Origin of the sequence: Ensifer sp. ENS08 (assembly GCF_014852195.1) — a bacterium.
Lineage (GTDB): Bacteria > Pseudomonadota > Alphaproteobacteria > Rhizobiales > Rhizobiaceae > Ensifer > Ensifer adhaerens.
In genome coordinates this window covers 408,014-430,802 of record NZ_JACVBF010000002.1, presented here as the reverse complement: position 1 = coordinate 430,802, position 22,789 = coordinate 408,014, and the positions used below count along the sequence as shown (strand labels likewise).

The window sequence follows — 22,789 nt, the reverse complement described above, 5'->3', positions numbered from 1 at the left end:
GTCGTTTGTGTCCGGGCCTTGCGATGCAAGGTCGCCAGAGCGTCCCATGTGCGTTCACGTGAACGCACCGCGCTCTAGGGCGTTGCGTTTGGCTTCAATTCGAAAGTCAGTTTGTCGATCTTGCCCGTAAAGCGGAAGGGCGTGTCGTAGCGGTGTTCCAGAAGGGCGACGCCGGTGCGCGTGTCGAGACCGACGTCGAAGGTCTCATCCTCGGGGAAAGTGACCGGGATGCCATGATCGATGCTGTTCCTGGCGACCTCCTTGCCGTCCACCGACAGAACGCCGGTGCCCCCGGCGCCAAGTCCCTTTCCATCCGACTTGAAGTCGAAGACGATCCTGTGTTTGCCGGGTTCGAGTTCCGGTCCTTCCCACAGGGTGCGCTTGAGGTCGAGGAGATTGTAGAGGAACACGACCTTCCCACTGCCGACACCGAAGTCGCCCTGGCTGAGGAAGAGGCCGTAACCGCCAAAGCGGCCACCCTCGGTGACGATCATGCCTTGCGCACCGTCGTCGGGTATCTCGACATCGGCCGTAATCGTATAGGACTTGTTCAAGGTGCTCGGCGCAGCGCTGGCCGGCACACCACTCAGTTCGCCGCGGTAGGTGAATTCCGTACGGCCGGCCGTCAGGTTCGGCCGCAGGGCGTTCCAGCGTGCGAGCGTCGAATTGTCGAGCGGCAGCACGTTGTACTTCTTCGCTTCGGCATAGAAGAGGTCCTGCAATTCCTTGAGCTTGTCAGGCATTTTGGCGGCAAGATCGGTGAATTGCGTCGGGTCTTCATCGACGTTGTAGAGTTCCCAGTTGTAGCCGGTGATCACGTCGGGCGGCGTCTTGGTGCTGAGTTCCCACGGCAATGTCGCGGGCGTCGTCGCGGCGACCCATCCGTCGTGGTAGATCGCGCGGTTTCCCAGCATCTCGAAGTACTGGGTCTTGTGTTCGGTCGGCGCAGCGGCATTCGCCTTGTCCCATGTGTAGGCCATGCTGACGCCTTCGATCGGCTCCTGTTTGATGCCGTTGATCGTCTCCGGTTGCGGGATGCCTGTCGCCTCCAGGATCGTCGGCACGATGTCGATGAAGTGGTGAAACTGCGCGCGGACACCGCCAGCGTCGTTGATATGGCCGGGCCACGACATGACCATGCCCTGCGCCGTCCCGCCGAAGTGCGATGGCACCTGCTTGACCCACTTGAACGGTGTCCCCATCGCCCAGGCCCAGCCGGCTGCGAAATGCGGGAATGTCCGCTCCGAACCCCAGAACGGATACCAGAGAAACTGGTCCTTCACCGGAACGTCGACGCCGTTGAATGTGGTGAACTCATTCGGCGTGCCGTTGAGCATGCCCTCGGCGCTCGCGCCGTTGTCGCCGCCGATGTAGATGATCAGGGTGTTGTCGAGCTCGCCGATATCTTCCACCGCCTGGATGACGCGCCCGATCTCGTTGTCGGCATAGGCAAGGTAGGCGGCGTACACATCGGCCTGCCTGATGAACAGTTTCTTCGCCTCCAAACTGAGGGAATCCCATTGCGGCAACCCCTCCGGCCACGGCGTGAGCTTCGCGTTCTCAGGCATGATGCCGAGCCGCTTCTGATTGGCGAAGATCGTCTCGCGCACCTTGTTCCAGCCCTCGTCGAAGAGGTGCATGTCGCTGATCTTCTTGATCCATTCGGGCGTCGGGTGGTGCGGTGCATGGGTGGCACCGGGCACGTAATAGACGAGCCAGGGCTTGCCCGGGGCGATCTCGCTCAACTGCCTGATGTGCTGGATCGCCTCGTCGGCCATGGCCGTTTCCAGGTTCCACTTGGGATTGCCTTCAAACGGATAGATGGCCGTGGTGTTGCGGAACAGGTTCGGCTGCCACTGGCTCGCGTCGCCGCCGACGAAGCCATAGAAATAATCGAAGCCCATGCCCGTCGGCCACTGGTTGAAGGGCCCCGCCTGGCTCGATTGATAGGACGGCGTGTTGTGGTTCTTGCCGAACCACGCGGTGGCGTAGCCATTTTCCTTGAGGATCGTGCCAACAGTTCCTTTCTCGATCGGAATGATCGAATCGTAGCCCGGATATCCGGTCGCGATCTCCCCGACGACCCCGTAGCCAACCGAATGGTGATTGCGCCCGGTGATCAGCGCCGCACGAGACGGCGAGCAGAGCGATGTCGAGTGGAAGTTCGTGAAGCGCAACCCCTCCTTGGCGATGCGGTCCATGGCCGGTGTCGGAATGACCCCGCCAAAGGTGCTGGGCGCGCCGAAGCCTTGATCATCCGTCATGATCAGCAGCACATTGGGCGCGCCTTTCGGAGGCACGACACGCGGTGCCCACCAGGGCGTCGATTCCGAGGCCTTTTCCTTGATTACACCGCCAAAAGCCGGACTTGGTGACGGAAGCTGCTTACCCGTAATTGTTGTCGTCGCTCCCGGGGCGCCGAGCGTCCCTGAAACCTGCTGTGCCCATGCGGACGTAAAACCAAGCGCGAAGAAGGCTGCACCCGCAAGCATGCTCTGGCCAATGGTCATGGCGAACACCCCTATTGCAGATCGTTGAATCTCCACCGATTTAGGCTAGTCTAATATACGCAAACCAGACCCGAGACGCGAGAAGTTTACGACCGGTGTTCTCCATCCGATCCGTCGCAGACGGTCTGCCCGATGGCTTCCCCGGAACACTTCACCAGTTATCCGGCTCCGAACATCGCATCTGTGAATTCGTTTCCCATATCCTGCGAAGCGTAGCCCGCTACCGGGACTCCGCTCGCTGACCTATTTTTCCAAACAACGGCGATGCACCGCATCACCTGCCCCATCGATCAGCAAAGGACAGGACACATGACACTCAAGGATATTCTGCCCGGCAAGCTCGGTTTCGGCGCAGCCCCGCTCGGCAACATGTTCCGCGAAATCCCCGAAAAGGAAGCGCTTGCCACCGTCGAGGCCGCCTGGAACGACGGCATCCGCTATTTCGACAACGCCCCGTTCTACGGCGCCGGCCTTGCCGAGATCCGCATGGGCGAAGCGCTCGGCGGTCGCCCGCGTGACGAATACGTCATCAGCACCAAGGTCGGCCGGGTCATCCTCGACGAGATCGAGGACGTCAGCGCCCGCGACCTTGGGGAAAAGGGCGACGTCTTCCGCTATGGCCGCCCCAACAAGATCGTCAACGACTACTCCCATGACGCCACCCTGCGGTCGATCGAGGACAGCCTCAAGCGCCTGAGGACCGACCGTATCGAGATCGCCTTCGTCCACGACGTTGCCCAGGATTTCTACGGCGACGAATGGCTCGACGTTTTCGAGACGGCGCGCAAGGGCGCCTTCAGGGCGCTTGACCGGCTGCGCGACGAAGGCGTGATCAAGGCCTGGGGGCTCGGCGTCAACCGGGTGGAGCCGATCGAACTGCTGCTCGCGCTCGAGGGTCCGCGTCCCGATGGCTTCCTGCTTGCCGGCCGCTATACCCTGCTTGACCATGACCGCGCACTCCAGCGCGTCATGCCCGAGGTCACCAAGCGCGGCCTCGGCATCGTCGTCGGCGGCCCCTATAGCTCCGGCGCGCTCGTCGGTGGCCCGAACTTCGAGTATGCCCCGGCCACGCCGGCAATTCTCGACAAGGTCGCGCGTATCAAGTCGATCGCCGACCGTCACGGCATCTCGATGAAGGCGGCCGGCCTGCAGTTCTCGCTCGCCAACCCCGCAGTTGCCGCCGTCATCCCCGGCGCCAGCCAGCCGAGCCGCATCGCCGAAGACCGCGCCGCCCTGAACGAAGCCGTGCCGGCCGACTTTTGGCGGGACTTGAGGACAGCCGGTCTCGTCAACCCGGAGGCGCCGCTACCGATTGCCGGCTAAGCAATTCCAGGAAAAGTGCGCAGCGGTTTTCCGTCCGGAATTGCGTCGTTTGGCCAAGCAATTCCAGGAAAAGTGTGAAACGGTTTTCCGCCAGGAATTGCGACATTTGGCCAAGCAATTCCAGGAAAAGTGCGCAGCGGTATTCCGTCCGGAATTGCGTCATTTGGCCAAGAAATTCCAGGAAAAGCGCGCAGCAGTTTTCCGTCCGGAATTGCGAGAAACCGTCCTATCCTCGCCCGTCTTCCAGCGGGCGGGGCAGCCGGTGGCACACCGCCGCGCAGCCGATCAGAACGGATTGACGTAGTTGGTGATCGCGATCTGGCGCAAAAGCACCCGGCGGATCACGTGCGCCACCTTCACCCGGTCGGTGAAGATGGCCGCGTCCCCCGTGGCGCCGGCTGGCAGCCGTGCGGCGAAAGCCTGGTCGTCGAGTTTCACCCGCACGATGAAGGGCGCGGCGGAGACTGCCTCCGGTGTCACCGCCGTGCCGGACACGCGGGCTTGCCCGGAGGCGATCGCCTGCAGCACGCCCTCGACCTCACCGGTATAGGTCTCACCGGGCGCAAACTTGAAGGTCGCCTCCACCATCTGGCCAGGCTCTATATAGCGCGCATCGATCTGGTTGATCTCGACCCCGATGATCGTCTCGGAGGTGTCGATAAAGGCCATGGCCGGCGACAGCGGCAGCGTCGTCACGCGCGCGCCCTTGCGCAGCGCAAGGTTGGTCACGTAGCCATCGGCAGGCGCCCGCACCGTCGTCTTGCCGAGTTCCCACTCGGCATTGCTGATCTGGGCTCTCAGATTGGCGACGTCCGCCTGGCGTTGCTGCACGTCGAATTCTGTTGCGGCATCGCGCGACTGCAGCTTCGTCATCTGCGCAAGTCGCAGTTCCTGCAGCGAAAGCTGCGCCTGCAACGCGTCTACCTTCGCCTGGTAGGGCACGGGGTCGATGCGGAAGAGCACGTCACCGGCTTTCAGCGGGCTGTTGGAGGCGACCTGCACCTCCGTGACCTCGCCGGCGACATCGGGCACGATCGCCACCGAATTGCGTACCACCAGCGCCTTGCCCTGCGGCGCGCCCCAGTTCATCGGGATGAACAGACCGACGAGAAGCAGCAGGAACACGATCGCCGGCGAAATCTTCCAGAACAGGTTGAAAGGCACGATCCTGAATTTCACCAGGCAGAAGAGAATCGCCAGATAGACATTGAAGAGAAAGACGATCATGGCTGGCCCGCCTCGCTCGGATGAACCTCGCCTGCAGGGGTCGCCGCCGGATGCGCGCCGCTCGGGCGCGGCACGTCGACATAGGCCCAGATGAGCGCGATCGGCCACAGCGCGAAGCCGAGAAACAGCGTCACCCAGCCCGCCACATTGACCGCCTCGCTCCAGGGATGATTGCGCCTTTTCGCGATCGACCCCGGCAGCATGGCGAGAAAGATCAGCACGGCGACCGTGCTCACCACGAGCACGATCAGCACGATCCAGGCGAAGAGATCGATAAAACTCATGAAGTTGCGCTCCCCTTCACGACGGGGACGCTAGACCCAAAGCCGGGCACTGCGGAAGTACGTAACGGTTACCGCGCCATACGGCTGCCCCTTTAGAGGGCGCAGCATGAACCTTGGCCCGTGAACGGCAGCCCGCCTCAGCCGAGTTCGCCGTGATCCAGCGGATAGACCGGCCGCCGCACCCGCTGGAATTTGCGCGCGCCGATATTGGCACTGCTGAGGCCCGTGCCGTCGATCTCGACGATCTCGGACGCGATCGGACCGAAGGCGGCGCGGAAGTGCTGCTGCGATTTGACGACGACGATCTGATAGTCGGACGGCTCGATGCCGACGGCGCGGAAGAGGTTGCGATCGAGCATCTGCTGACGTTCGCTGCAGATGAGGATGTCGATGCCTTCGACATGAAAGCGCACGCTCGGCCCCATCGTCGCCGGCAGCCCTTGAAACATCGGCCCCTCGAAGACGATCCTGCCGTCCGAAATCGCCTCCACCCTGCCCTTGATCGTGATCGGCCCGCCGCCGACTTCAGGGTCGATCTTGCAGCCGAGAGTAACCTCGCGTGTCGCACCGATGCCGGCAGCGATCAACTCGGCCACGACTTCCGGATCGCAGAGCGCGCCGAAAGCCGCGTTTCGGACGCCGGTATCGAGCAGCCTGGCGAGCACGCAGGTGGAATCGCTATAGGCACCGCAGCCGGGATTGTCGGAGAAGTCGGCAATGACCAGCGGCGTCCCGGCCCCATCTTTCGCAAGATGCGCCGCGACGATGCCGGGCAGCGCGTCGAGCGGCAGCTGCACATCCTGGTGCTCGCGCCGGTCCCAGATCCCGCGGCAGAGACGCTCGGCCTCGGCTTCCGCGTCTTCGGCCGCCACCCGGTTGCGGTCGTAGCAGATAACCGCCGATGGGCCGGTATTGAAGATATCGGCATCGTAGAAGCCGGCATTGATCGAGGTCGCCAGCATGCCGTCGCGCGCCGCGATCCCGTCGGCAATTTCGAGCAGCTCGGTCATGGCGCAGGCATGGGTCGTGCGCCCGTCGTTGCAGCCGTTCAGCATCGGCGGCTGGCGGATGGCGAGCGCCGGCCGGATTTCGCCGCGCATGGCGCGCTCGAGCAATGCGCCCGCCTTGTGAGCGCATTCGGCCATGTCCACATGCGGATAGGTGCGGAACGAGACGGCAATATCGAGCAGGCCGGCCATTTCGGGCGCCGAATTGGCGTGCAGGTCGAACGTCGCGGCGATGGGAAGTTCCGACCCGACGATGCCACGCACCACCTCCAGAAGCTGGATCTGCGCATCGTCAGCGGTTTCCGTGCACATAGCCCCATGGAAGACGATAAACACGCCGTCGAGCCTTTCGCCGTCGAGCGCGCTTTGGAGATCCGCGACGAAGCGCTGCCGCATCGCCTCCTCGATCCTGCCGCCGGGTTCGGCCCGCGCCGCCACGGTATAGACCGGCTGCCAGCCGTACGTGTCGCAACAATCGATGAAGCCGCCGATCTCCGAATTGGTGCCGCGGCAATGGGTTTCTATCTCGGCGCCAACGAAATAGTGGCAGGCCTCGAAGTCCCTGAACCCGGTCTTGAGCTTCGAAAACGTGTTGGTTTCCTGGTTGAATTCGAGAACGGCGACCCGGAAGCTCATCCTATGCACTTTCATTTTGCTGACTGGAAAAATCGAGAAGACGGGCGCCGGGGAAAACGCGAAACCCCGACGCCGCGCCTGTTCTCCTGCCGCGCGATGCGTTGAACGCAGGGCGCGACAGGCGAATTCTGGATGGTTGGAGTTGAACCTTGGATCCGCGGCGGCCCCTCTCGGCAGCTTAGAAGAGACGCCCTCGCGCATCTTTCGAGGAGTTGCCCCTCACCCTAACCTTCTCCCCGCAGGCGGGGAGAAGGTGGCCGGCGGGCCGGATGAGGGATAGAGCCACAAACCTCAGCGGAAATACTCGCTCGTGGTCTTCGGCTTTGCCATGATGTCGAAATCGAAATACTGCTTGCGGATCTTGTCGTAGGTGCGGTTTTCCATGATCGTCTTCAGGCCGGCATTGAGCTTGGAGAGCAGCGCCTCGTCGCCCTTGCGTACCGCCATGGCGTTGCCCTCGGCCGTGTCGAGCACGAAGCTCTCGCCGACAAAGGCGCAGCAGCCGCTTTCTTCCTTGGCCAGCCACTCCGTAAAGGCCATCTGCCCTTCGAGGATCAGGTCCAGCCGGCCGTTTTCCATGTCGAGAAACACTTCGCTCATCGTCGGATAGAGCTTCACTTCGCTATCGGGAAAAAACTCCTGCAGCGCCTCGACCGCGACTGAGCCGGACTGCGTGCCGATCACCTTGCCCTTCAGCGCCTCGGGCGAGATGTCCTTGAGGCCGAGATCCTTGCGGGCGACGAAGCGCATGGCGTTGAAGTAGTAAGGGGTTGTGAAGTCGACCTGCGTCTTGCGATCCGGATTGATCGCCATCGAGGCGATCATCACGTCGAACTTCTTGGCCTGCAGGGCCGGGATGATGCCCGCCCACTCATTGGTGCTCCAGACACAGTCTACCTTGATTTCGGCGCAGACCGCCTGGCCGATATCGTAGTCGAAGCCTTTGATTTCGCCGGCTGCGGTCACATAGTTGAACGGCGCGTAATCGCCCTCGGTGCCGATCGCCAGCGTCTCGGCATTGGCGGTGCCGGTCGCAAACAGCGCGGCGATGACCGATGCGGTCATGAACTTCTTTTTCATCTCGTTCCCTCTGTCCTTCCTGTCGGCCACCCACGAAGTTCCGGTCGCAAGCGTGACCATTGGCCTGACCAAAGGAGCAACTTGCTTGAAACTATCTGGATTTTCGGCCGATTTCAGTTTTCGTTTTGCTTTATTATGCTTCGACAATGCGGGAGGTCTCCAGCCTTCGCAATGTGAAAGAAATCATTCCAGCTATCGAAAAAATTCATGTAGGCTGCAACCGATCCAGACCCGGAGCAACGGATGCGTGACCTGCCGAGCCTCAAATCCTTGCGCGCCTTCGAGGCGGCCGCGCGCAACGGCAGCCTGACGGCCGCCGCCGACGAGCTCTGCATCGGCCAGGGTGCGATCAGCCACCAGATCCGGAATCTGGAACTCAATCTCGGCCTTCGGGTCTTCGTCAGAAAACAGCACGGTGTCGAACTGACGCCGGAGGGCGGGTTGCTCTACGCCTCCTGCCAGCGCGCCTTCGACGATCTCGAAGGCGTGGTCCAGCACATCCGCCCACGCACGAGCGACAAGATCCTGCGCGTCCGGGTCGGCCCGTTCTTTTCGATGAAAGTGATCGCGCCCCGCATCTCCGAGTTTCTCGCCGCCAATCCCGGCGTGCAGATCCACCTCTCCCACCTCGAAACGATCACCGCCGGCACCGGCCCGGCCGACGTCACCATCGCCTATTGCCTGCAGCCCCCACCCGGACGCTTCACCCGCAAGCTCTTGCGCGAGCGCCTGGTTCCCGTCTGCGGCCGCGACCTCTGGCAGGGCGACAGGCAGGCACTGCTTTCCGGCAACCGGCTGCACTATCGCGGCCTTCAGGAGTGGCAAAGCTGGATCGCCTCCTCCGGCCTCGCCCTTCCGCGCAGCCGCCAGGACCTGATCTTCGACGACCAGCACATCATTCTCGAAGCGGTGAGAGAAGGCCAGGGCGTGGCGTTGATCGACCGCACCATGGTCGAACACGAACTCAAATCCGGCCAGATCCGCCTCGCCCACGACCATTTCTACGAGCCGCCCGAAACCTACCAGTTCGTCTGCCAGGAAGACCTCCTGCGCACCAAGCCGGTAACAAAGGCCTTTCTCAACTGGCTGATCGCCGAGATCGAGGAGCGCGAGCGGCAGAGCGCAGAGGCAGTGCAAACATCTGGCACAAGCTAGCCGTCGGCGGCCGGCGAGCGTCCCTCCTCCCCACCCAACACAAGAACCGGCCGCCGCACGCCCGTCGCGCACGGCGGTCGCACCCTTAGACGGCGGCTCCTTGCACAGCCCCGGCGAGCGGATCGAGCATGGCCGTTACATCATCGGGGAGGATGATGGACGCCGCCGCGACGTTCTCCTCAAGGCGGCTGCGCCTGCGTGTTCCGGGGATTGGCACCACCTTCGCATTCAACTTGCGGCCCTGCGTGTGCAGCCAGGCTAGTGCCAGCTGGGCCGAGGTAATGCCGAGGCCACGCGCGGCTTCCTCGACCTTTGCCACCACCTGCATGTTCGCCTGGTGGTGCTGCGATGCAAAGCGCGGGAAATTCCTGCGTGCATCTCCCTCCGTCAGGGATTGGGCAAAGGCCTGGCCGGTCAGCATGCCACGTCCGAGCGGGGAGTAAGGCACGAGCGTCACGCCGAGTTCGAATGCAGCGGGAACGACATCTTCCTCGATCTCACGCGTGAAAACAGACCATTCCGACTGCAGCGCTGCAATCGGATGGATGGCATGCGCGGCCCGCAGCTCCGCCGCGGACACCGCCGAGAGGCCGAGCCAACGGACCTTTCCGGCCGCGACCAAATCGGCCATCGCGCCAATGGATTCTTCGAGTGGTACGGCATCGGTGCGGCGATGCATGTAATACAGGTCGATGACATCGACACCCAGGCGCTTCAGCGAGCGGTCAGCGGCAGCACGAAGGAACTCGGGCCGGTTGTCTATGCTCCAGTCCTCTGGGCTTTGCGGCGTGCGCGCATAGCCGAACTTGGTGGCGATCAGGACCGCTTCACGATGCGTCCTGACGAAGGACGCAAGAAAGGCCTCGTTGGCGCCGATACCGTACATGTCCGCCGTGTCGAACAGGGTGACGCCGAGTTCGAGCGCCCGTTCCAGAGTGGCGCGAGATTCGGCCTCGTCCGTCGTGCCGTAGAACTCGCTCATGCCCATACAGCCGAGGCCCTGGGCTCCGATCGGCGGGCCATCCGAGCCGAGTTGGACGCGGTGTAGAATCTTTTCCTTGCTTGTCATCATGGGTCTCCAATTCCAGACAAGCAGCTCTTATAAGTATTGACCATACTCTATGGTCAAGGGTTTGCTGCATGCTGATTTCGGAATTTGCGAAGGCCACGGAACTGCCGGTCGATACGATCCGCTTTTACATTTCCAAGGGGCTGCTGAAGCCGGAGCGCAGCGCCAAGGGCGGCTCTAATCCCTATCAGCTGTTCAGCCAGGAAGACGTTACCGCCGCGCGGATGATCCGGCTGCAACAGACGCTGGGTTACTCGCTGCGGGAGATTCAGGCCCTCAATGACGCCTATCGCGCCGGCGAAAATTCGCCCGCACGAACGGTCGAGATCCTGCAAACGCAGATCGCGCGACTAGAAGAGCGGAAGGCCGCGCTGGACGCGGCTCTCTCGTTCCTGCGCGGCAAGGTGGACTGGATCAAGGCAGGCAAGCCGGACACGGCGCCGCAACTGGAGGACTACCGGTGCTGACGGTCCGAAGCTCGTCCAGCCCCTGCTCCCGCGAGATGACAGGAACATAGCCCAGCGCCAGCTTTGCCTTGCCGATATCAAGCGAGATCTCGACGGCCGACGTCGCATAGGCCTGTGATGTCAGCGGAACGCTGATCCTCCCCCTGGAGAGGGCAGCGAGCACATCGCCGCCCCAGGCAACGGCTCTGACGACGGCGCGGGGAACGGATTTTTCCGGCGGGACGATCCCTTGCGTTTCCAGAAGCTGCGAGACGAACGTCCTGAACGGCACGGCATCGCCATCGGTGATGAAATAGACCTCCCCGCCCCGCCCGTTTGCAAGCGCAAGCGCCACGGCCTGGCACAGGTTGGCGATATGCGTGGTCGAGGTCAGGTAGGTGCCTCCCGCGATCCAGGCGAGCTTGCCGGAGCGGGCAGCCTCGACCAGTGCCGGCAACGCCGTGGTATCGTCACGCCCCCAGACGAAGCGCGGCCGAAGGGCAACGACCGGGAAAGCCGGACTGCTGGCCGCAAGGGCTACACGCTCGGCCGCCGCCTTGCTGCGCGAATAGCTGCCGGCCGGGCGGCGCGGAAACGGCGCCGTCTCGTCCACCTGCACCAGCGGGTGCCCATCGGCAAGCACGGATTCGGTGCTGATATGGATCGCTTTGCGGATACCGGCGGCGCGGGCCGCCTCCATGACGATCCGTGTGCCATCCTCGTTCACCCGGCGCTGCTGCGGCGTGCCTGGTCCATGATCGGTATCGGCCGCCGCATGGACAAGCGCGTCGCAGCCCGCCATTCCCGCGGCGATGTCTGGACTGAGCAGGTCGCCCATAAAGGCCGTCGCACCGAGTTGGCGGACGCGGTCGGCCGCCTTCTGGCTGCGCGCCAGAGCGACAACAGAAACGCCCGTCGTGACGAAATGGCGGATGAGGTTGCGGCCGACATAGCCGCTGCCACCGGTGATGAAGATGCGCCGGAACGGGGCGCGTTCGCCCGTGGCCACGGCGGATGTGGCATCGCATGCTTGGTTCATTTCACTGCACCTATGAGGTTTGGACGCTTAGCGCTCGTCCGGAAGATCGGCTGCCTGCGGGGTTGCAGTCACGAGCCAGTTGATTTCGCGCAGCACCTCGTCGCGGTCCGCACGCGCAAAATGGTGAAAGTCGAGATATTCGAGGAACTTGAGACCCTCGAGCGCGAGATAGGCAAGCAACGCCCCGCGCGGCGACTGGGAGTTCTGAAGAATTCTCGCGATCGTCGTATCCTGGCTTGCCTGCATCTTCCGGCGCAAACCGGCATCGAGCGTAAGCGCCGCGCTGAGGTTCAGTGCCACCGCCCGGAATTCCTCGGGCGGCGGTTCGGCCGCAGCAACGATGCGCCCCCTGACCGCTCGATCCTGAATGTCTCCGATCTTCTGCTCGACCTGCGCATGGTGTGCGTTGTCGCGCTCAAACGCCCGGTCGACGACGGCCTCGATCAGCGCCTGCTTGGACTTATAGTCATAAAGCACACTCGCCTTGCTGACGCCGGCTTCCCTGGCGACGGCATCGACAGTCAGGTTGGCAGCGCCATCACGACCGACGACCCGTTCGGCGGCATCCAGCACCTGCTGTTGATCAATTGCGCGTTTCCGGCCCATGGCTCCATCCGATTTATTTCCGACCGGATGGTTATAAATAATTTATCGGCGCCTTTGTCAAGCGCGTCGGATCCCTCAGAAAGCTGGATCGCCTCCTCCGGCCCCACCCCATGCGCGCAGCGCCACGACCTGATCTTCGATGACCAGCACACCATTCTGAAGTAGTGAAAACGCAGCCGAACCCAGGACCGATCAGCGGTTGCTCGCGGACTACCGCGCCGATCCGCCTTTACACGAAGTTGAGAGAGCGTGATGTCGGAGACTGCATCCGCAGAACGGCGATGCCGGGTTACGGCCTTGAAAACAACCTCACGGAAGGCGACCCGCGCACTTGACCTTGCCCGTCGGCGGTCCGGGCAATCGGCGAGACCTATCGATACGACAAATACGGTCCGTGATTGCGCGGCAATGAATTCGCCACCGAAGAGACATTGATGCGCGACTAAAATTGCTCGGCGCGGTCATGGTGCATCGCGCCAAGCCGCTGCTCTCATAGACGATCACCCCGCCTGCTGTGTCCCATGCGCGTGGATCACCGCATCCGCCTCCTTGCCGTAGAGCTCCTCGAAATGGTCGAAGCTCTTGGAGAAGTAGCCGATGCCTTGCGTCGCGGCCCTTAGTGTCCGGGCGAGATCGTCGAGCGCCGATCCCGGCACCAGGGCGCGAAAGATGTCCCAGCCCTTGGCGGTCTCGTCGCGGTCGAAGCCGAGCACCTGGCCCTTGTAGGTGGAGACGATCGGCACCAGGCTGCCGGAATAGATCGAGGGGATGTGGATCTCGACGCGGATGATCGGCTGCATCAGAACCGCCGAGGCCTGAGACAGCGCCTGGCGCACGCCCATCTTGGCGGCCGCGCGGAAGGCGAAGTCGTTGCTGTCGACCGCATGGTGCTGGCCGTCGGTCAGGGTTACGCCGACATCGATCACCTGAAAGCCGAGCGGCCCCTTCTCCATCGCTTCGCGCGCGCCGGCCTCGATCGCCGGGATGAAGTTGCGCGGCACCGCCCCGCCCTTCACCGTCTCGGCGAAAGAGAAGCCGGCGCCGCGCTCGTTCGGGTGCACGCTGAGCTTGACGTCGGCGAACTGCCCGGCTCCGCCCGTCTGCTTGCGGTGGCGGTAGTGCACGTCGGAGGGTTTCAGCACGGTCTCGCGATAGGTCGGGCTCGGCGGCCGGTCGGTGACGCCGACATGGAAGACGTCGGCGAGCGTCTTGCAGAGGTCGCGCAGGTGCATCGGCCCCTGCACGCAGACGAGCTGCGCGCCGCTGCCTTCCTCCTGCATGACCGCGAGTGCGCGGTCGGTCTCGGCGAGCTTGGCAAGCGTGCCCGAGAGCTTGGTCTCGTCGCGCTCGCTGTCGGGCACCAATATGCGCACCAGCATCGGCGTCGGCGGCAGCGTCCAGTCCGGCGCCTCGGCGGTGCTGCTGGCGGCGAGCAGCGCCGGCACCGGCAGATGGTCGGCCTTGACAGCGGCAAAGATCGCGCCCGCCTCCGGCGTGGCATTCGGCAGCGGCTTGCCGGTCGCCGGATCCTGCAGCGAGCCGAGGCTGCCGCCACCGAGTGTCGCGCCCTGCTTGATACCGGATGTCAGCGCCCTGACCAGCACCGTCTTGCCGACATTCGCCTTGTGATAGGCGTGGAAGCTGACGGCCGAAAGCGCCGTCTCGGCGATCGGTCCGGCCTCAGCCAGTCTCTTTCGAAGCGCGTCGACCTGAGGCGCCTCGTGGCGCAGCGCCTTCATCAGCCGCAGAATGCCGTTGGCGTGGCTTGCAGCGCCCACCAGCACCGGGATGATGCGGTTTTCCTTCAAGAGCCGCGTGGAGATCGCATAGATCGTGTCGTTGGCCGGCGCCCGGTCCTCGATCAGCTCTTCGAGCAGCCAGTCGTCGAATTCCGAGAAATGCTCGAGCAGCTCGGCCCGCGCCTCCTTTTCCCGATCCATCACCGTGTCGGGGATTTCGATCAGCGCCGAGGTCTGTCCCTCGCGGTAGCGCCAGGCGCGCTCGGAGATCAGGTCGCAGGTGCCGACGATCTTGTCGCCTTCGCGGATCGGCACCTGGCGCAGGAGCAGCATGTGGCCGGAATAGTCCTGAAGCGCGGCGATCACGTCGCGCAGCCGCCCCTGCGGCTCGTCCATGCGGTTGATGAAGAGAATGCAGGGCGTGCCCGACGCCTCGATTGCCTTCAGATAGGGCGCGGCCAGCACCGCCTCCTCCGGCACCGGCGAAACGCAGAGCACGCAGGCGTCGCTGGCGATCAGTGCGTGCTGGGCGTGTCCCAGCGCCTCGGTGCCGCCGGGTGCGTCGAGCGCACACCAGGCTTCGCCGCCAAATTCGAATTCCGTGAGGTTCAATCCGTAGGGTGAAGCAGCTTTTCTGGAGGCCCCCTCCAGACCGGCCAGCTTGTCTGCCAGCGTGGTCTTTCCGGTCTGCGAGGGCCCAAGTACCGTGAAGCAGCGCATCGGCAATCCTCCCCTGTCGCGATGACGACGGGCGCCGAGCGTTGCGACGCCCTTGTTCTATTAATTCTAGGGCAGCTTTTGCGCTTTCAATGGTAGCCGGGCACGATGGCGGCAAGTCTTTACGCGTGCGCGTCCTTTTCCGGCGCTAACCGCTTGGAATCGATCAGCATGGCGTCCCCAAAAAATCGGCGCGTGTCCGGCGCGGCTGCCGCCGTTCTGCGCCACGGGCCCCGATCTTTTGGCCCTGAACCCCGAAAACCGATTGCGAAACAGGACCGGTTTTGCGATAAACGGGCACGTAAAGACCTGACGACCGATCCGCAAGCGTCCCTTCCGCACTGGAGAATACGCGCATGTCCCTCACGCTTTACCAGCATCCACTCGCTTCCTTCTGCCACAAGGTGCTCATCGCGCTTTACGAAAACGAGACCCCGTTCAAAAGCAGCCTGGTCGACCTGCTCGACCCGGAAGAAGCGGCCCGCTTCGCGGCGCTGTGGCCGGTCGGCAAGATGCCGGTCTTGACGGACAGCGCTCGCGACGTGGTGATGCCAGAGACGTCGATCATCATCGAATATCTCGACCGCCATTATCCGGGACGCCAGCGGCTGATCCCCGATGACCCCGATATGGCTCTGAAAGCCCGGCTCTGGGATCGCTTCTTCGACAACTACATCCACGTGCCGATGCAGAAGATCGTCACTGACACGCTGCGGGCGCCAGGTGAAAGCGACCACCGCGGCGTTGCCGACGCCCGCGCCGCGCTTGGCTTGGCCTATGGCATGGCCGACGCGCACTTCGCCACGCATGAATTTGCCGCGGGCGATACCTTCAGCCTTGCCGATTGCGCCGCCACCCCGGCTCTCTTTTATGGCGGCATCGTCGAGCCCTTCGATGAGACCCATCCGCATCTTGCGGTCTATTTCGAACGGCTGCTCGAACGCGCGTCCGTCCGCCGGGTGCTCGCCGAGGCGCGTCCGTATTTCCATATGTTCCCCTACCGGAACCTGATGCCGGAGCGGTTCTTCGAGATCTAGAGAATGTCGCGCAAAAGGGCGCAGCGGTTTGCGATAGACAACTCAATCTGAAAATCGCGATGTGCTTTAGGCGCCGCCGGCGTCAATTTTCGGCGCGATGCCGCGTTGAACCACCCTGCTGCTCCAGCCACATGGCGTTTTCGAACAGCACGCGCTCGTCGGCAATGCCCCTGCGGAACTGGCCCGTGATGTGGCGGGCCAGCCGGTCGGCACGTTTGCCGTAGCGCGGGATGTCGCACCAGATGCAGACCCGGTCGAAGGTGCGTTGCAGCATATCAAGATCGTCGGGGCCGATCGGGCCGTCCGGTTCGCGTGCAAACTCCTGCATTGAAACCTCCTGGCTGCCAAGGGCCGGCGCGCCGCTATCCGCGTACGCCGCCAACCGCGGGTCGAAACCAATTGTGCCTTTCAGGGCGGACGCTCTTACGAATGCCCGCCGGCTGCGACGGAAGTGACGCGTGGCACTTGCTTCCGCCCAATCGCCGTTGCACGGACACCCGATCTCGGCGAAGGCCTGATCGATCCGGTCCCTTGCGTGCAGGAGAAGCGCCTGTGGCCTGGCCGTCCGAGACATTCCGCGACCGCCTGTATCGGGACGAAAACGCGAACGATCTTACAGCCGCCGGAGCCGCATCCTGCCCAGCGAAGGCGGCAGTATGCGCCGATCGGGAGATAAAGCAACGTCGCCGCACGCGAACCCTGCCGCGATCGGTCGTTTCCAGACCGGCACGAAGGTCACGCGTCATCCATGCCTCCGCCGGTCGAAAACGGCGCCGGCGGGGCATGCGAGGCTTGGCTCAAGCCTATTTCACCTGGGCCGGCGGCGTGCCGATCGGGAAAGCGATGGTGACGAAACCGGCCGTGCCTTCTGGCCGGTTCTTGGCGCCAAATTCCTGGAAGACCTTGAGCGTCAGCGATACCGGCGTCTCGGCCATCTTGAAATTGTAGCCCATGGTGCCGCCGATCGCGGCAATACGGCCCTTGAACGGGCCGAGCCTTGCGCCGGCGCCACTGTCGCCGGTCACCTGCTGGTAGAAGTAGCCTGCAACGCCGGCGGAGAACTCCTGGCCGAAGTGCTTGGTAACGGCCCATTCCGCGTGGAATTCCGTACCCGTGCGGTAGTCCGTCGCCGGGTTCTCGCCGTTGAAGGTGAAGCCCGCGGCGCCCGAGATGTCGAAGCCCGTTTCCGGATTGAACCAAGTGCCGGCGAGCGTGAAGTCGCCAGCCCAGCGGTTGAACGAGAGATTGGCGAGTTGCCCCTTCTGGTAGTCGCCGATCGGCACGTTGACCGAGGCGTTCGCCGTCCAGTGGAAATCGCCCTCGTGCCAGCCGAGAACCGCGCCCAACACGGGGTCGCCGATAGTGAAGACAGAATCGCTGACCGAGGCCGAGCGACCGGCCCTTGGCGCCGAAAGCGTAGCGTCGATATCCGGCCCCCCGAAGGGCACGATCGCGGTGAAGCCGAGATTGCCGCCGAGCACTTCTTCGGGCATCACCCAGAGGCCGGTGCCGAAGATGCCGATCAGCGTCGCATCGACCTCGCCGACGATCTCGCCACCGAGCGGAAGCTGCTTGTTGCCCTTGAGCTCGCCCACATAGAAGTAGGTGTCGTTCTGGAAGTAGGTTCCGGGCGGCGCCAAAAGGCCGGCCATCGGGCCACGTGCGCCGAGCAGATAGAAGCCGGCACCGTTTTCGGCCGCATTCGCCGTCAAAGGCGCAACAATGCAACCCAGACCGGCAGCGATCGCCGATGTGGACAGCAGACGCTTTACAACGCTCATCCAGTGATTCCCCTTAATCTCTCGACGAAACGATAACATTTTGCCGTGTTCAAGCCAGCCCTAAGAAACCGGAGCTGCAACCACCGCAACATCCGATTGCAGAGTGTTGCAGGCCTGCACACTGGGCCCGCGCCGCGGACGCGGCCTCTTTGAGCGCCACTTGACCGCCGCTGTCGCCTTCGGCTTTCATCCGGTGAAGCTTGCGTTCCCGTTCCCCACCAGCAAAGGACCAGAGACCATGGAATACCGGCTGCTCGGCCGTTCCGGCCTGAAAATCTCTGTCATCACCATGGGCACAATGACGATCGGCGGCCGCGGCAAGTTCGCCGAGGTCGGCAATGTCGGGCTGAAGGAGGCGCGCCGCTATGTCGACCTCTGCCTCGATGCCGGCGTCAACCTGATCGACACGGCCGACATCTATTCGACCGGCCATTGCGAGGAGATCATCGGCGAGGTCCTCGGCGGTCAGCGCAAAGGCGGTGTGCTCGTCGCCACCAAGGCGCGCTTTTCGATGGGGCCGGGGCCGAACGACGGCGGGCTCTCGCGCCAGCACCTGATTGCCGCCTGCGAGGCGAGCCTGAAGCGACTGAACACCGACGTCATCGATCTCTACCAGGTGCATGAATGGGACGGCCTAACACCGCTCGAAGAAACGATGGAGGCGCTCGACAGCCTCGTTCGCAGCGGCAAGGTCCGCTATATCGGCTGCTCCAACTATTCCGGCTGGCACATCATGAAGGCGCTCGGCGTCAGCGCGCTTGAAGGCCGCCAGCGCTTCATCAGCCAGCAAATCCACTACACGCTCGAGGCCCGCGAGGCTGAATACGAGCTGATGCCGATCGCCATCGACCAGGGGCTCGGCGTGCTCGTCTGGAGCCCGCTTGCCGGCGGACTTCTCTCCGGCAAGCACCGGCGAAACGAGACACCGGAAGGCACCCGCCAGTTCGCCGGCTGGAAGGAGCCGCCGATCCGCGACGAGGAGCGGCTCTGGAAGATCGTCGACATGCTCGTTGCCATCGCCGCCGAGCGCGGCGTGTCGCCGGCGCAAGTTGCGCTCGCCTGGCTGATCGGCCGCAAGGGCGTCACGTCCGTCATCATCGGCGGGCGGACCGAGGCGCAGTTCTCAGACAACCTCGCCGCCGCAAATCTGAAGCTCTCCGACGAGGAGCGCGAACTGCTCGACGCCGTCAGCCTGCCGCCGGTGATCTACCCCTACTGGCACCAGCTCTGGACCGCCAGGGACAGGCTCGGCGAGGCCGACCTGTCGTTGCTCGGGCCGCATGTCTGACGCACGTGAGAACGGACCTGCGACCCGGGCCGAGTGTCCGGGCCGTCAGGATGAAACCAAGGCGTGTCCCTTGCGCGTTACGATAAGCTGAAAGCGCCCTATTGCGCAGCGAAGCAATAGAACAGCCCCTCGCCGCCGGTGCCCTTGAAGGCCTCGACGGTGCAGCCGCCCCGCGTTGCGTGCGAAGAGTTCCAGGATTTGGCCTCCGCGGAATCGTTCAATCCCGTGCGGTCGCTGTGGCCGACGATCGCCGCGCCGTCGGCGCCGCCCATCGTCCAGTTGCCGCAGGTGTCCGGTGCCGCCGTGCCATCGGCTTTCGAGCCCGTCAGAATGTCGTGGCGGTTGGGCGTATCGCCGCGCCCGTTGATCACCTCGCCCTTTTCATTGAGCGCCGTCTGCTTCGTCAGGTTGTTCTTGTCGCTGTGGAGCGATGCGACGTCATCGGCGATCTTCTCGCCCTTGGCGTTGTACCAGGGGCCCGCGCCGATCCGGTCCTTGGCGTTCTCCCCATCCGTCGACAGATAGGCCTTCCAGGTCTTGCCCGTCGCTCCCGCGGCTTTGGCGAGCGTATCGCAATAGGCGTCCGCCCCGGTGAGGCCGCCCAGATCGCCGCCCTTTCCGGGGTTCACGCTGGTGACGAAGAAACTCATGCTGGTGTCCTGCGCATAGGCCGCGCCGGAACAGGCCAAGGCGAATGCGATTGCTGCTAATGCGCGCTTCATGGCTCTCTCTCCCATCAACTGTGCCGAAAAGCCTATCGGCCGCCGCCAACCGAGTAAAATCGAATTGCCGTGATGGAGACCGCGCCCTCTCAACGGGTGGCGACGCAACGCGCGGCGACCTCTGCGCCACGTCAGGTGAAGGGCGATCCAAGCGGCAAGAGCCCCGACCGGGGTGAGGATGGCCCCTTTGCAGCAAAAGCGCTGCCCCTCACCCCCTGCCGGGACCTTCTCCCCGTCACGACAGCGAGAAGGAGACGTGGTCACCCGCTCCCCCCACAGAAACCTGGCCTACCTTGGGTTTGTGAGATCAGCCGCCGAGTGACGGTGCCCCGTCGTCCATGTCCCCTCTCCCCGCGTGGCGGGCAGAGCGTTAGGGTGAGGGGCAGAGCCGGGCGCGTTCGCTCGGCAGTGCAAACAGGCATCAGCCGGCTAACCCTTGACTTTCCGCCCAACATCGCCATTTCATATCATATGATACACTCAGTCACCGCATAGGAGACATTCATGGCGCTGGCGCAACCGGCTTTCGCACCCGCCCGGCAGGAAGAAGCTGTGATCGTAAAGGCGGTGGTGAAAGCCTGCGACCTCTGGAACCTCACCAATAGGGAGGCGGCCCAGCTCTTCGACGTGCCGATCGCCACCTGGAACCGCATGAAGGCCGGCGACTTCAAAGGCAGGCTCGACCAGGACAAGCGCATGCGCGCGAGCCTGATCGTCGGCATCTTCAAGGGCCTGCGGCTGTTCTTCAACGGGCCGCTTACCTATCAATGGCCGAAGGCGGTCAACACCGGCCCGCTGTTTTCCGGCCGCTCGCCGGTCGACCTGATGATCGAGGGCGGCATTCCCGTGATGATGAAGGTCAGGCGCTATCTCGACGGGTTGCGCGGCGGCCTATGATCGCGCTGCCGGAAATCGACTTCAACGAGCCGGCAACCGTCCGGCTGATCTCGACCGCCTATATCGACGAGCCCGCGGTCAAGCCGCTCGCCGACGATGACGACGAGATCGAGATCCTCAACCGGCTGGAGGCGATGACCTCGGCGCGGCTGAGCCCGCTCGCTCTGCCCATCGGCGTCGATCCTGCCGAACTCCTGAACGAGACCTTCGGCTACGGCTGGTCGCTGATCAATGCCGCCTTCTGCCATGCCCGGCCTCCAGGCAACCGCTTCAACGGCGAGGAGCGCGGCGCCTGGTATTGTGCCTTCGGCCCGCGCGCACTCCAGACCTGCCAGGCGGAGATCGTCTATCACCGCACCCGGGCGCTTCGCGAGGCCGGCAGCTTTCATGACATCGGTCGCTACCGCGAACTGATCGCCGGCTTCACCTGCCGCTTCCATGACGTGCGCGGCGAAGTGGACGCCGCCTATCTCTCCCCCGACACCGCCGTGGCCTACCCCGCCGGCCAGGCGCTCGCCGCCACCATTCTTGCCGAAGGCGGCAACGGCCTGATCTATCCGTCGGCCCGTGATCCCGAGGGCACGTGCCTCGCCGTCTTCCGCCCCTCGGTCATCCAGAACGTCCGCCAGGGCCACACCATCACCTTTGAATGGACGGGCAAAGCAGAGCCACGCATCATCGAAGAAACCTGAGCGGCTGGCGCAAAGGCGTTTCTTTCTTGCCATCGCAATGTTGCGGTAATGCGCCCGTTGGAGAAGGGCTCGCTTTCCGGATTTCGGCGCCTCGAGCGGCCCGGCCGGTACGGCAGAAACTGAAAACGTATAAATCAGATTGTTATTGACGCTTTGCCAGGCTGGACGCGTGTCCCCGTCCCTCCGGTTCCTTGCCCCCAACTCCCTCGCCCGCTGATCGGGAAAGGGAACGGCAGCGGCCCGGCTCCGCCTACCCTTCGGTTCCCCTGCCCGCCCCGCAGAGGGAACCGCTCGCGCCCAGGCGCAGGATGTGGACGCCGAGAGCGCTGCAAGGTCCCTTCTCCCCGCTCGCCCCGCGGGGAGAAGGTGACCGCAGACGGGATTAGACAGAGACTGCCGCCCAGGCCACAGCGTGACCACGAGGACCGCATGACGATTACACTCCTGCCCGTCGATACCGTCGATGCCGATGTCATCCGAAGGCTCGACGTTCACGAAAACCAGATGGATTTCATCGCCAGCAACGACGAATCTCTCGAAGAACTCGGCGAACGCCCCGAATGCGTCGGTTTTGCCGTGATGGCCGAAGGCGCGCCGGTGGGTTTCGCCATGTATGCGCTCGACCCCGATGACGGCAACCACTGGATCTACCGACTGATGATCGATGCCCGCCACCAGGGCAAGGGCTATGGCGCCAAGGCGCTCGCAGCCCTCCTGGACCACATGGCCAAGATCCCTGAATGCGGCGACATCTATCTCGGCGTCTACCCGGAAAACACCCGCGCCCACGCCCTCTACCACCGCTTTGGTTTCCGCGAGACCGGCATGGTCCTCGGCGATGAAAAGGTCATGCGGCTCGACCGCAACTAGGCGGTGGCACGATCCGACCAAACAACCTCCTCCGTCCAGGCGGGGGAAGGTCCATGAATTCGTTCCGGGTGCTACCATGACACCACCGTCAAGAACCCGGAGCAAGCCGCCGTGCCGCTGACCAGCCAGATTTCAGTCTATGATCCGCGATGGCCCGATCTGTTTCTCTCCGAGCAGCAGCGCATCCGCAGCGTATTCGCAAATGCGCTCGTCACGATCCACCATGTCGGCAGCACCGCCGTCCCCGGTCTCGCCGCGAAGCCGGAAATCGACCTTCTGGTCGAGGTGTCCGAGCATCGCGACGTGGGCGATGTGACGGAGCGTATGAAATCGCTTGGATATGTTCGCGGCACGGACCTTTCGCAGGACCACCACTTCTATCGGCGCGACGTCAATGGCGTTCGAACCCACAAGGTCCATGTGTGCCGGTCAGGACATTGGCAGATTGCAAGAATGCTGCGGTTTCGCGATCTTCTGCGGCAGGATCCGGACCTCAGCGCCCGCTATCAGGCGCTGAAGCTGCACCTCGAAGCCACGAACCAGCGTGGCATCGGCGAGTACCTCGCCTCGAAGGCTCCCTTCATCGACGCTGTCTTGGCGCACAAGCGCGAGCGAGATTGATATCCGGCCCCGATTGCGGACATCCCGCCATCGGGGCACTATG

The 22,789-nt window shown here is 63.6% G+C and carries 22 protein-coding genes; 10 read left to right on the top strand and 12 right to left on the bottom strand.

The features are described 5' to 3' along the window. Positions 1 to 74: 74 nt before the first annotated feature. Positions 75 to 2,510: an arylsulfatase gene (locus tag IB272_RS07665; protein ID WP_192444270.1), complete on the bottom strand. Its 2,436-nt coding sequence runs from the start codon at positions 2,508 to 2,510 to the stop codon at positions 75 to 77. 309 nt (positions 2,511 to 2,819) lie between these two features. Between IB272_RS07665 and IB272_RS07660 the strand changes: the two genes are divergently transcribed. After that, positions 2,820 to 3,833, top strand: coding sequence for an aldo/keto reductase (locus IB272_RS07660; RefSeq protein ID WP_113294735.1), 1,014 nt, complete (start codon positions 2,820 to 2,822; stop codon positions 3,831 to 3,833). A gap of 49 nt (positions 3,834 to 3,882) precedes the next feature. Continuing rightward, the gene (locus tag IB272_RS07655) at positions 3,883 to 4,137 is read left to right on the top strand and encodes a hypothetical protein (RefSeq protein ID WP_192444269.1); all 255 of its coding nucleotides are present in this window, start codon (positions 3,883 to 3,885) and stop codon (positions 4,135 to 4,137) included. Here the strand turns inward: IB272_RS07655 and IB272_RS07650 are convergent. The 4 genes from IB272_RS07650 to IB272_RS07635 form a co-directional block, all read right to left on the bottom strand. Beyond that, on the bottom strand, positions 4,119 to 5,060 hold the full coding sequence (locus IB272_RS07650) for an efflux RND transporter periplasmic adaptor subunit (RefSeq protein ID WP_113294734.1): 942 nt from the start codon (positions 5,058 to 5,060) through the stop codon (positions 4,119 to 4,121). The two genes, IB272_RS07655 and IB272_RS07650, sit on opposite strands and share 19 nt — an antisense overlap. Beyond that, positions 5,057 to 5,344, bottom strand: coding sequence for a DUF3302 domain-containing protein (locus IB272_RS07645; protein WP_112977167.1), 288 nt, complete (start codon positions 5,342 to 5,344; stop codon positions 5,057 to 5,059). The genes IB272_RS07650 and IB272_RS07645 overlap by 4 nt, the downstream gene beginning before the upstream one ends. Positions 5,345 to 5,481: 137 nt before the next feature. After that, positions 5,482 to 6,987 carry a M81 family metallopeptidase gene (locus IB272_RS07640; protein ID WP_113294733.1) on the bottom strand — a complete coding sequence of 502 codons (1,506 nt, stop codon included), beginning with the start codon at positions 6,985 to 6,987 and terminating at the stop codon, positions 5,482 to 5,484. A 291-nt stretch (positions 6,988 to 7,278) separates the two neighbouring features. Beyond that, positions 7,279 to 8,067 (bottom strand): transporter substrate-binding domain-containing protein, encoded by a 789-nt coding sequence (locus IB272_RS07635; protein WP_246810319.1) that lies wholly within the window; start codon positions 8,065 to 8,067, stop codon positions 7,279 to 7,281. Between the two features lie 243 nt (positions 8,068 to 8,310). Between IB272_RS07635 and IB272_RS07630 the strand changes: the two genes are divergently transcribed. Next, positions 8,311 to 9,222 (top strand): LysR substrate-binding domain-containing protein, encoded by a 912-nt coding sequence (locus IB272_RS07630; protein ID WP_051659269.1) that lies wholly within the window; start codon positions 8,311 to 8,313, stop codon positions 9,220 to 9,222. Between the two features lie 85 nt (positions 9,223 to 9,307). Here IB272_RS07630 and IB272_RS07625 read toward each other — a convergent pair whose 3' ends face one another. Beyond that, positions 9,308 to 10,291, bottom strand: coding sequence for an aldo/keto reductase (locus IB272_RS07625; RefSeq protein ID WP_192438340.1), 984 nt, complete (start codon positions 10,289 to 10,291; stop codon positions 9,308 to 9,310). Positions 10,292 to 10,362: 71 nt separating this feature from the next. Between IB272_RS07625 and IB272_RS07620 the strand changes: the two genes are divergently transcribed. Next, positions 10,363 to 10,758: a MerR family transcriptional regulator gene (locus IB272_RS07620; RefSeq protein ID WP_060528767.1), complete on the top strand. Its 396-nt coding sequence runs from the start codon at positions 10,363 to 10,365 to the stop codon at positions 10,756 to 10,758. Here IB272_RS07620 and IB272_RS07615 read toward each other — a convergent pair. From IB272_RS07615 to IB272_RS07605, 3 genes are all read right to left on the bottom strand, one after another. After that, positions 10,706 to 11,776 carry an NAD-dependent epimerase/dehydratase family protein gene (locus IB272_RS07615; protein WP_051659268.1) on the bottom strand — a complete coding sequence of 357 codons (1,071 nt, stop codon included), beginning with the start codon at positions 11,774 to 11,776 and terminating at the stop codon, positions 10,706 to 10,708. The genes IB272_RS07620 and IB272_RS07615 overlap by 53 nt on opposite strands. A gap of 27 nt (positions 11,777 to 11,803) precedes the next feature. After that, positions 11,804 to 12,382, bottom strand: coding sequence for a TetR/AcrR family transcriptional regulator (locus tag IB272_RS07610; RefSeq protein ID WP_034793213.1), 579 nt, complete (start codon positions 12,380 to 12,382; stop codon positions 11,804 to 11,806). A gap of 500 nt (positions 12,383 to 12,882) precedes the next feature. Next, positions 12,883 to 14,841: an elongation factor G gene (locus IB272_RS07605; RefSeq protein ID WP_192444268.1), complete on the bottom strand. Its 1,959-nt coding sequence runs from the start codon at positions 14,839 to 14,841 to the stop codon at positions 12,883 to 12,885. A 353-nt stretch (positions 14,842 to 15,194) separates the two neighbouring features. Here IB272_RS07605 and IB272_RS07600 point away from each other — a divergent pair, with 353 nt between their 5' ends. Further along, positions 15,195 to 15,875 (top strand): glutathione S-transferase family protein, encoded by a 681-nt coding sequence (locus tag IB272_RS07600; RefSeq protein ID WP_192444267.1) that lies wholly within the window; start codon positions 15,195 to 15,197, stop codon positions 15,873 to 15,875. Between the two features lie 82 nt (positions 15,876 to 15,957). Here IB272_RS07600 and IB272_RS07595 read toward each other — a convergent pair whose 3' ends face one another. Together IB272_RS07595 and IB272_RS07590 are read right to left on the bottom strand one after the other, a co-directional pair. Next, on the bottom strand, positions 15,958 to 16,203 hold the full coding sequence (locus IB272_RS07595; protein WP_192444266.1) for a hypothetical protein: 246 nt from the start codon (positions 16,201 to 16,203) through the stop codon (positions 15,958 to 15,960). A gap of 475 nt (positions 16,204 to 16,678) precedes the next feature. Next, complete coding sequence (locus IB272_RS07590; protein WP_112975886.1) at positions 16,679 to 17,656, bottom strand: transporter; 978 nt, start codon at positions 17,654 to 17,656, stop codon at positions 16,679 to 16,681. 238 nt (positions 17,657 to 17,894) lie between these two features. Here IB272_RS07590 and IB272_RS07585 point away from each other — a divergent pair, with 238 nt between their 5' ends. Further along, positions 17,895 to 18,944 (top strand): aldo/keto reductase, encoded by a 1,050-nt coding sequence (locus IB272_RS07585; RefSeq protein ID WP_192444362.1) that lies wholly within the window; start codon positions 17,895 to 17,897, stop codon positions 18,942 to 18,944. Positions 18,945 to 19,042: 98 nt separating this feature from the next. Here the strand turns inward: IB272_RS07585 and IB272_RS07580 are convergent, their stop codons facing one another. Then, complete coding sequence (locus IB272_RS07580; RefSeq protein WP_192444265.1) at positions 19,043 to 19,666, bottom strand: hypothetical protein; 624 nt, start codon at positions 19,664 to 19,666, stop codon at positions 19,043 to 19,045. 504 nt (positions 19,667 to 20,170) lie between these two features. Here IB272_RS07580 and IB272_RS34860 point away from each other — a divergent pair. From IB272_RS34860 to IB272_RS07560, 4 genes are all read left to right on the top strand, one after another. Then, complete coding sequence (locus tag IB272_RS34860; RefSeq protein ID WP_034793180.1) at positions 20,171 to 20,563, top strand: antitoxin Xre-like helix-turn-helix domain-containing protein; 393 nt, start codon at positions 20,171 to 20,173, stop codon at positions 20,561 to 20,563. Then, on the top strand, positions 20,560 to 21,255 hold the full coding sequence (locus IB272_RS07570) for an RES family NAD+ phosphorylase (RefSeq protein ID WP_060603575.1): 696 nt from the start codon (positions 20,560 to 20,562) through the stop codon (positions 21,253 to 21,255). The genes IB272_RS34860 and IB272_RS07570 overlap by 4 nt, the downstream gene beginning before the upstream one ends. Before the next feature lie 429 nt (positions 21,256 to 21,684). Further along, complete coding sequence (locus tag IB272_RS07565; protein ID WP_060516081.1) at positions 21,685 to 22,125, top strand: GNAT family N-acetyltransferase; 441 nt, start codon at positions 21,685 to 21,687, stop codon at positions 22,123 to 22,125. Between the two features lie 111 nt (positions 22,126 to 22,236). Further along, entirely contained in the window at positions 22,237 to 22,746 is a 510-nt protein-coding gene (locus IB272_RS07560) for a GrpB family protein (protein ID WP_192444264.1), read from the top strand. The last annotated feature ends 43 nt before the right edge of the window (positions 22,747 to 22,789 follow it).

Coding starts and splice junctions, on each gene's coding strand:
- IB272_RS07625 (WP_192438340.1), bottom strand. CDS start 10,291: ATGACAAGCAAGGAAAAGATTCTACACCGCGTCCAACTCGGCTCGGAT.
- IB272_RS07635 (WP_246810319.1), bottom strand. CDS start 8,067: ATGAAAAAGAAGTTCATGACCGCATCGGTCATCGCCGCGCTGTTTGCG.
- IB272_RS07585 (WP_192444362.1), top strand. CDS start 17,895: ATGGAATACCGGCTGCTCGGCCGTTCCGGCCTGAAAATCTCTGTCATC.
- IB272_RS07665 (WP_192444270.1), bottom strand. CDS start 2,510: ATGACCATTGGCCAGAGCATGCTTGCGGGTGCAGCCTTCTTCGCGCTT.
- IB272_RS07570 (WP_060603575.1), top strand. CDS start 20,560: ATGATCGCGCTGCCGGAAATCGACTTCAACGAGCCGGCAACCGTCCGG.
- IB272_RS34860 (WP_034793180.1), top strand. CDS start 20,171: ATGGCGCTGGCGCAACCGGCTTTCGCACCCGCCCGGCAGGAAGAAGCT.
- IB272_RS07645 (WP_112977167.1), bottom strand. CDS start 5,344: ATGAGTTTTATCGATCTCTTCGCCTGGATCGTGCTGATCGTGCTCGTG.
- IB272_RS07590 (WP_112975886.1), bottom strand. CDS start 17,656: ATGAGCGTTGTAAAGCGTCTGCTGTCCACATCGGCGATCGCTGCCGGT.
- IB272_RS07620 (WP_060528767.1), top strand. CDS start 10,363: ATGCTGATTTCGGAATTTGCGAAGGCCACGGAACTGCCGGTCGATACG.
- IB272_RS07595 (WP_192444266.1), bottom strand. CDS start 16,203: ATGCAGGAGTTTGCACGCGAACCGGACGGCCCGATCGGCCCCGACGAT.
- IB272_RS07660 (WP_113294735.1), top strand. CDS start 2,820: ATGACACTCAAGGATATTCTGCCCGGCAAGCTCGGTTTCGGCGCAGCC.
- IB272_RS07640 (WP_113294733.1), bottom strand. CDS start 6,987: ATGAGCTTCCGGGTCGCCGTTCTCGAATTCAACCAGGAAACCAACACG.
- IB272_RS07580 (WP_192444265.1), bottom strand. CDS start 19,666: ATGAAGCGCGCATTAGCAGCAATCGCATTCGCCTTGGCCTGTTCCGGC.
- IB272_RS07565 (WP_060516081.1), top strand. CDS start 21,685: ATGACGATTACACTCCTGCCCGTCGATACCGTCGATGCCGATGTCATC.
- IB272_RS07615 (WP_051659268.1), bottom strand. CDS start 11,776: ATGAACCAAGCATGCGATGCCACATCCGCCGTGGCCACGGGCGAACGC.
- IB272_RS07610 (WP_034793213.1), bottom strand. CDS start 12,382: ATGGGCCGGAAACGCGCAATTGATCAACAGCAGGTGCTGGATGCCGCC.
- IB272_RS07605 (WP_192444268.1), bottom strand. CDS start 14,841: ATGCGCTGCTTCACGGTACTTGGGCCCTCGCAGACCGGAAAGACCACG.
- IB272_RS07630 (WP_051659269.1), top strand. CDS start 8,311: ATGCGTGACCTGCCGAGCCTCAAATCCTTGCGCGCCTTCGAGGCGGCC.
- IB272_RS07650 (WP_113294734.1), bottom strand. CDS start 5,060: ATGATCGTCTTTCTCTTCAATGTCTATCTGGCGATTCTCTTCTGCCTG.
- IB272_RS07600 (WP_192444267.1), top strand. CDS start 15,195: ATGTCCCTCACGCTTTACCAGCATCCACTCGCTTCCTTCTGCCACAAG.